Genomic DNA, 8,082 nt, shown 5'->3' on the forward strand with positions numbered 1-8,082 from the left:
GCGGCCACGCGACCCGGCTCGCCGAGGCGGGGTACCTCCTCGCCGACGTCGCGACCGAGCTGTCGTCGTACGTGGACGACCTGCAGGCGGACCCGGCGGGCCTCGAGACCGCGCACGCGCGCCTCGCGGAGCTCACGACGCTCACCCGGAGCTACGGCGAGACCATCGACGACGTGCTGCGGTGGGCGAGCGACGCGGGTCTGCGGCTGCTCGACCTGGACGACGGCGGCGAGCGCCTCGCCGGGATGCGCGAGCGCACGGCCGAGCTGGACGCCGAGCTCGCGGGCGCGGCGGAGCGGCTGACGACCGGCCGGCGCAAGGCCGCGGAGGCCCTCTCGGACGCGGTGACGCAGGAGCTGTCGGGGCTGGCCATGAAGGGGGCTCGACTCGTCGTCGACGTCGCGCCCGCCGACGAGCCCGGGCCCTGGGGCGCCGACCAGGTCGCGTTCCTCCTCGAGCCGCACCCCGGCGCGCCCGCCCGGCCGCTGGGCAAGGGCGCGTCGGGCGGCGAGCTGTCCCGGGTGATGCTCGCGGTCGAGGTGGCGCTCGCGACCGCGCGCGTCGAGGCCGGGGCCGGCGCGGCCTCGGGCCGGGCCGCGGCGCCCCTGCCGACGTTCGTCTTCGACGAGGTCGACGCCGGGGTCGGAGGTCGCGCGGCGGTCGAGGTCGGGCGGCGCCTGGCGGTGCTCGCGCGCAGCACGCAGGTCGTCGTCGTGACGCACCTCGCCCAGGTGGCCGCGTTCGCGGACTCGCACCTGGTGGTGACGAAGTCCACCCCCGACGGCGGTGCCGACGGCGATCCCGACGACCGGGCCGGCGTCACGGTGACGGGCGTGCGCGAGGTCACGGACGACGCGCGGGTGCGCGAGTTGGCGCGGATGCTCTCGGGGCAGGAGGAGTCCGCGACCGCCCGTCAGCACGCGGTCGAGCTCCTGGAGTCCTCCACCGTGGGACGATAGGGGCGATGAGAATGATCCTGCGCAAGTCCGAGCGTGCGCCCGACGCCGGCGACGAGAGCACCGACGTGACAGGGCCCGCCCGGGTCGGTACGCGGACCAAGGACCTGACCAAGCGCCTGCACGCCGGCGACGTGGCCGTGATCGACCACGTCGACATCGACCGTGTCGCGGCGGACGCGCTGGTGGCGGTCGGCCCGGCGGCGGTGCTGAACGCCGCCCGCTCGACGTCGGGCCGCTACCCGAACGCGGGGCCGGGCATCCTCGTCGACGCGGGCATCACGCTGGTCGACGACCTGGGCCCCGCCGTGATGGCGCTGCCCGAGGGCGCCGCGGTGCGGATCGACGGCGGCACCGTGGTCGTCGACGGCACCACCGTGGCGGAGGGCGTCCGCCAGTCCCCGGAGACCGTCGCGGCGGACATGGTCGCGGCGCGCGAGGGGCTGTCGGAGGAGATCGAGAACTTCGCCGAGAACACGATGACGTACCTGCGTCGGGAGCGGGACCTCCTGCTCGACGGCGTCGGCGTGCCGGACGTGCGGACGAAGTTCGAGGGCCGGCACGTGCTGATCGTCGTGCGCGGCTACCACTACCGCGAGGACCTGGCGATGCTGCGGTCCTACATCACGGAGAACCGGCCGGTGCTGGTCGGCGTCGACGGCGGCGCCGACGCGATCATCGACGCGGGCTGGAAGCCGGACATGATCGTCGGCGACATGGACTCGGTGTCCGACCGTGCGCTGTCGTCGGGGGCGGAGATCGTGGTGCACGCGTACCGCGACGGCAACTCGCCCGGGCTGGACCGCGTGCAGGCGCTCGGCGTCGATCCCGTGGTGTTCCCCGCGACGGGGACCAGCGAGGACATCGCCATGCTCCTCGCGGACGACAAGGGGGCCGAGCTGATCGTCGCGGTCGGCACGCACGCCACGCTGGTCGAGTTCCTCGACAAGGGGCGGGCGGGCATGGCCAGCACCTTCCTCACCCGGCTGCGCGTGGGCGGCAAGCTCGTGGACGCCAAGGGCGTGTCCCGGCTGTACCGCACCCGGATCTCGAACCTGCAGCTCACGCTGCTGTCCCTGGCGGGCGTGGCCGCCGTCGTCGCGGCGCTGTGGTCCACCGCGGCGGGGCAGACGCTCTTCGGGCTGATCGGTGCCCGGATCGACGACCTCGTCTCCTGGGTGGGTAGCCTCTTCGGCGGGTGACGCCCCCTGCGCGCCCTCCCGGCATCCTGCTCGACCCGACCCGACCGCTCCGACCTGACAAGGAACCTCTGCCGACCGTGATCGACTTCAGGTATCACCTCGTCTCGCTGATCTCCGTCTTCCTCGCCCTCGCGGTGGGCATCATCCTCGGTGCCGGCCCGCTCCAGGGCACCCTCGGGGACCAGCTCACCGAGCAGGTCGACGCGCTGCGCAACGAGCGCAACACCCTGCGCGAGGAGCTCGGGCAGGCGCAGACCACGGCACAGGACCAGCGGCGCTTCATCGAGAGCGCCGGAGACCAGCTCGTCGCCGGGTCGCTCGCGGGGATGAACGTCGCCGTGGTCGAGGTGGACGAGGTGAGCGACGCGAACCGCAAGGCCGTGCTGGACCAGCTGGAGGCGGCGGACGGCACGGTCGTCGCGCAGGAGCGGCTGGCCGCGTCGTGGACGTCGGCCGACGAGCTGACCATGCGGGAGACCGTCGCGGACGGGCTGCGCGAGAAGCTCCCCGCCGGCGCCGTCGAGGGCGTGATCGACGAGGACTCCGGCCCGGCCGAGCTGCTCGCCGCGTCGCTCACCGTGGCGCTCACCGACTCCTCGGGCTCCGCGGGCCCGGCCGCGTTCAGCGAGGCAGCCCTCGAGCAGCAGCATCTCCTGGAGCAGGTGGGCCTCGTCGAGCAGGTGGCCGAGCCGAGCGCGCCCGCGGACGCGATCCTGCTGCTGTCGAGCGGCGCCACCGGTGCCGACGAGGAGGAGCAGACGCAGGACGCCGACCCGGAGCAGACTGGGATGGGCGCGCTCGCCGCGCTCGCGGGGACGTCCGCGGAGATCGCGGGGACCTCGGTGGTGGCCGGGCCGACGACGCGCGACGGCGACCTGATCGCCACGATCCGTGCCGACGACGGGCTCTCGGACCTGGTGAGCACGGTCAGCGGCGTGGAGCAGACGACGGGGCAGATCGTCGTGCCGCTCGCCATCGCCGCCCAGGACGCCGGCGCCGTCGACCAGTACGGCTTCGAGGAGGGCGCGTCCGTCCTCCCGCCGGTGGTCGAGCAGGGCGAGACGCAGGGGGACGGCTGATGGCCGGCGTGGGCGCGCTGCTGCGCGGCGCGGTCGTCGCGGCCGCGAGCACGGCGCTCGCCCGGCGAGCCCTCGACACCGACCCGCCCGGCGGCGCCGCGCGCTGGACCCGCACCAACCACCGCGGCGAGCCGGTGAGCATGCTCGAGGGCCCGGCCGTCGCGGCCGGTCTCGTCGCCGGGACGCTCGCCGCGGGCGGCGGCCGGGAGCGGGCCGGCGCCGCGCTCGCGACCGCCGGCGCGGCAGCGTTCGGGCTCGTGGACGACCTCGCCGAGGACACGAGCACGCGCGTCAAGGGGCTGCGGGGACACCTCGGCGCGCTCGCCGAGGGCCGCCTCACGACCGGCGGGCTCAAGGTGCTCGGCATCGGCGCGACGGCGCTCGTCGGCGCCGCGGTCGGCACCCGACGGGCCGGTGGCGCGGCGGGGCACCTGCTGGACGTCGCGGTGAACGGCGCCCTCGTCGCGGGCACGGCCAACCTGCTCAACCTCCTCGACCTGCGTCCCGGCCGGGCGCTCAAGGCGTCGGCGGCCCTGAGCCTGCCCGTCGCGGGCGGCTCCGCGGGCGCGGCGACCGGTGTCGTCCTCGGGGCGGCCGCCGTCGCGGCCCCCGGCGACCTCGCCGAGCGGGACATGCTGGGCGACGGCGGCGCGAACGCGCTCGGCGCGCTGGTCGGCGCGCAGTGGGCGTTCGGCGCCCCGCGCGCGGTGCGGCTCGCCGCGCTGGCGTCCGTCGTCGGGCTCACGCTCGCGTCCGAGCGCGTGAGCTTCTCCGCCGTCATCGAGCGCACGCCGTGGCTGCACGCCGCGGACGGCTGGGGTCGCCGCCCGGCAGAGGCCCAGGAGCAGGACCCGGCGCAGGAACCCGCCGCGGGGGAGTGAACCCATGACGTCGCGCCCGGGCGGGCTGCGGGCGGCGACCCAGACGCTCGCCGGCGCCGCCGCGATGATCACCGTCGTGACGGTGGCGAGCAGGCTGGTCGGGTTCGCCCGGTCGCTCGTCCTGTCGTGGGCGGTGGGTACCGAGGGCGTGGGCTCGGCCTACAGCGCGGCGAACCAGCTGCCGAACGTCCTGTTCGAGGTGGCGGCGGGCGGCGCCCTCGCAGGTGCCGTCGTCCCGCTGCTGGCAGGACCGATCGCGCGACGCTCCGCGAAGGAGACCTCCGGCGTGGCCTCGGCGCTGCTCGGCTGGACCCTCGCCGTCCTGGTCCCGCTCGGTGCCCTGCTCGCGATCCTCGCCGGGCCGATCGCGTCGCTCCTCATGGGGGACAAGCACCCCGAGCTCGTGGACGTCACCGCCACCTTCGTGCGGACGTTCGCGCTCCAGGTGCCGCTGTACGGGCTCGCGGTGGTGCTCGGCGGCATCCTGCAGGCCCACAAGCGCTTCTTCTGGCAGGCGTTCGCGCCGCTGTTGTCCAGCCTCGCCGTGATCGCCGTCTACCTCGTGTTCGTCGGCATGGCCGACGGGGACCAGGGCGACGTCGCGGCGCTCTCCACGACGGCGATCGGCTGGCTGGGCTGGGGCACGACGGCGGGCGTCGCGTTCCTCGCGCTGCCGCTCGTGCTCCCGGTGCTCCGGACGGGGACGCGGCTGCGCCCCACGCTGCGCTTCCCCGGGGGCGAGGGCGTCCGTGCCCGCAACCTCGCGCTGGCGGGCGTCGGCGCCCTGGTGGCGCAGCAGCTGTCCGTGCTCGCCGTGATGGGGGCGGCGTTCCAGTTCGGGCCGGAGCAGACGTTCCCCACGTACACGTTCGCCCAGCAGGTCTACCTGCTGCCGTACGCCGTGCTGGCGTTCCCGCTCGCGACGAGCGCGTTCCCGCGGCTCGCCGAGCACGTGGCGCACGGGCGCCGCGACCGGTTCCGCGGCCTGCTCGCCACGACCACCCGGACCCTGCTCGTCGTGTCCGGGCTGGGCGTGGGGGCGCTCGTCGCCGCGTCCGGGGCCGTGGAGGCGGTGTTCGCCCGCATCGCGAGCGGGTCGGTGGCCGGGCTCGGTGACGCCGTCGCGTGGATGGCGCCGGGGATCGTCGGGTTCGCGCTGATCCTGCACCTGTCGCGGGCGCTGTACGCGATCGACCACCAACGGGTGGCGGTGGTCGTCACGGCGGCCGGGTGGCTGGTCGTGGCCGTGGCGGCGTTCGCGCTGCCCGCCGCGACGGGAGTCCGGGACCAGGCGGGCGTGCTCGCCCAGCTCGGCCTGGCCACGGCGCTGGGCATGACGGTCGCCGGGGCGGGCCTGCTCGCGGCCGTGGGCCGGTACGCCGGACGCGAGGCGCTGCGGGGGGTCCCGCGGACCCTCGTCGTGCTCGTCGTCGCGACCGGGCTCGGTGCCTGGGCGGGGTCGCTGGTGTCGGGCGCGCTGCTCCCGGCGGACGCCACGATCCTCCCGGCGCTGGGCGTCGGGGTGCTCGCCGCCGTGGTCGGGGGCGTCGTCGTCGTGGGCGGCTTCCTGCTGGCCGACCGGTCCGCCGTGACGGGGATCGTGCGCCGGCGCGGCCCCGCGCCCACCGTGGACCCTGACGAGCCTGCCGAGGCCGCGGAACCGGCCGACCGACCCACGGAGTGACCAGGCGCACCGCGCGGTCCGCGTGCCGCCGTCCGACCCGCTGTTAGGATGGAGTTCCGTGGCCGACACCGCGAACAGACTCCAGCCCCGCTCCTCCAGCCGCACGGGTGCGACGCACCAGACACGGCACATCTTCGTGACGGGTGGTGTGGCGTCGTCGCTCGGCAAGGGACTCACCGCCTCCTCGCTCGGGCGCCTGCTGCGCTCGCGCGGCCTGCGGGTCACGATGCAGAAGCTCGACCCGTACCTCAACGTGGACCCGGGCACGATGAACCCGTTCCAGCACGGCGAGGTCTTCGTCACCGAGGACGGCGCCGAGACCGACCTCGACATCGGCCACTACGAGCGATTCCTCGACGTGGAGCTGCCGGCCTCCTCGAACGTCACCACCGGACAGGTCTACTCCCGCGTGATCGCCAAGGAGCGCCGCGGCGAGTACCTGGGCGACACGGTCCAGGTGATCCCGCACATCACGGACGAGATCAAGTCGCGCATGCGCGACCAGGCCGGCCCCGACGTCGACGTGATCATCACCGAGATCGGCGGCACCGTCGGCGACATCGAGTCCCAGCCGTTCCTCGAGGCCGCGCGCCAGGTGCGGCACGAGCTCGGCCGTGACGACTGCTTCTTCCTGCACGTCTCGCTCGTGCCCTACATCGGCCCGTCGGGCGAGCTGAAGACCAAGCCGACCCAGCACTCGGTGGCCGCGCTGCGGTCGATCGGTATCCAGCCGGACGCGATCGTGCTGCGGGCCGACCGCGTGGTCCCGGAGCCCATCAAGCGCAAGATCGCGCTCATGTGCGACGTGGACAACGAGGCCGTCGTCAACGCCGTCGACGCGCCGAGCATCTACGACATCCCCCGCGTGCTGCACGCCGAGGGCCTGGACGCCTACGTCGTGCGCCGCCTCGACCTGCCCTTCCACGACGTCGACTGGGACGGCTGGAGCCAGCTCCTGGAGCGCGTGCACGAGCCGGAGCACAACGTCGAGATCGCCCTCGTGGGCAAGTACATCGACCTGCCCGACGCGTACCTGTCGGTGACCGAGGCGCTGCGCGCCGGCGGCTTCGACAACGACGCGAAGGTCGGCATCCGGTGGGTGGCCGCCGATGACTGCCAGACGCCCGAGGGCGCGCAGGAGGCGCTCGAGGGCGTCGACGCGGTGCTCGTGCCCGGCGGCTTCGGCGTGCGCGGCATCGACGGCAAGGTCGGCGCGCTGCGCTGGGCGCGCGAGAACCTCGTGCCGACGCTGGGCATCTGCCTGGGGCTGCAGTCGATGGTCATCGAGTACGCGCGCAACGTGCTCGACCTCGAGGACGCCTCGTCGACGGAGTTCGACCCGAACAGCACGCACCCGGTCATCGCGACGATGGCCGAGCAGCTCGCGATCGTGGGCGGCGAGGGCGACCTGGGCGGCACCATGCGCCTCGGCGCGTACGACGCCCACCTCGGGGCCGGCTCCGTCGTCGCCAAGGCGTACGGCAGCGAGCGGGTGTCGGAGCGCCACCGCCACCGGTACGAGGTCAACAACGCGTACCGCGCGCAGCTCGAGGAGGCGGGCCTGGTGTTCTCCGGCACGTCGCCCGACGCGCAGCTCGTGGAGTTCGTGGAGCTGCCCGCCGACGTGCACCCGTACTACGTGAGCACCCAGGCGCACCCGGAGTTCAAGTCGCGCCCCACCCGCTCGCACCCGCTCTTCTCGGGGCTGGTCGCGGCGGCGCTCGAGCGCCAGGGCGCGTGACGGCGCCCGTCGGCGGGGCGGGCCCGTCCGTCGCGGACGAGCGGGCCCCGCGGCCGGTGCTGCGGCACGAGGTGCTGCAGCGTGGCCGCATCGTCGACCTGGTGCGCGACGACGTCGACCTCGGCGCCGCGGGGACCGTGACCCGGGAGTACGTGGTGCACCCGGGCGCGGTCGCGGTCGTCGCGCTCGACGACGCCGACCGGGTCCTGCTGCTGCGGCAGTACCGGCACCCGGTGCGGTCCCGGATGTGGGAGGTCCCGGCCGGGCTCCTCGACGTCGCCGGCGAGCCGCCGGCGGAGGCGGCCGCGCGCGAGCTCGCGGAGGAGACCGACACCACCGCCGCGCGATGGCACGTGCTGGCCGACTTCGCGTCGTCGCCCGGCAGCAGCGACGAGACGGTGCGCGTCTTCCTCGCCCGCGGCCTCGGCCAGGTACCCGACGCGGACCGGCACGCACGCACGGGCGAGGAGGCCGAGATCGAGCTCCGGTGGGTGCCTCTGGACGAGGCGGTCGCCCGGGTGCTCGACGGCAGCCTGCAC

General features: G+C 75.0%; 6 protein-coding genes and 1 pseudogene. All 7 read left to right on the forward strand.

Annotated elements, in window-relative coordinates; genetic code table 11:
- Positions 1–959, forward strand: a pseudogene (locus ACFWEK_RS15860) (DNA repair protein RecN); the annotation flags it as partial.
- Between the two features lie 5 nt (positions 960–964).
- Positions 965–2,158, forward strand: coding sequence for a putative cytokinetic ring protein SteA (gene steA / locus ACFWEK_RS15865; protein ID WP_430546333.1), 1,194 nt, complete (start codon positions 965–967; stop codon positions 2,156–2,158).
- 77 nt (positions 2,159–2,235) lie between these two features.
- Positions 2,236–3,237 (forward strand): copper transporter, encoded by a 1,002-nt coding sequence (locus ACFWEK_RS15870; protein WP_430554647.1) that lies wholly within the window; start codon positions 2,236–2,238, stop codon positions 3,235–3,237.
- Positions 3,237–4,118: a hypothetical protein gene (locus ACFWEK_RS15875; protein ID WP_430554648.1), complete on the forward strand. Its 882-nt coding sequence runs from the start codon at positions 3,237–3,239 to the stop codon at positions 4,116–4,118. The genes ACFWEK_RS15870 and ACFWEK_RS15875 overlap by 1 nt, the downstream gene beginning before the upstream one ends.
- A 4-nt stretch (positions 4,119–4,122) precedes the next feature.
- Positions 4,123–5,802 (forward strand): murein biosynthesis integral membrane protein MurJ, encoded by a 1,680-nt coding sequence (gene murJ / locus ACFWEK_RS15880; protein WP_430554649.1) that lies wholly within the window; start codon positions 4,123–4,125, stop codon positions 5,800–5,802.
- A 58-nt stretch (positions 5,803–5,860) separates the two neighbouring features.
- The gene (locus ACFWEK_RS15885; protein WP_430546329.1) at positions 5,861–7,543 is read left to right on the forward strand and encodes a CTP synthase; all 1,683 of its coding nucleotides are present in this window, start codon (positions 5,861–5,863) and stop codon (positions 7,541–7,543) included.
- On the forward strand, positions 7,540–8,082 hold a 543-nt coding region (locus ACFWEK_RS15890; RefSeq protein ID WP_430554650.1), incomplete at its 3' end, for an NUDIX domain-containing protein. The genes ACFWEK_RS15885 and ACFWEK_RS15890, both read left to right, overlap by 4 nt.

This window comes from Isoptericola sp. NPDC060257 (genome assembly GCF_042726645.1).
GTDB lineage: Bacteria > Actinomycetota > Actinomycetes > Actinomycetales > Cellulomonadaceae > Isoptericola > Isoptericola nanjingensis.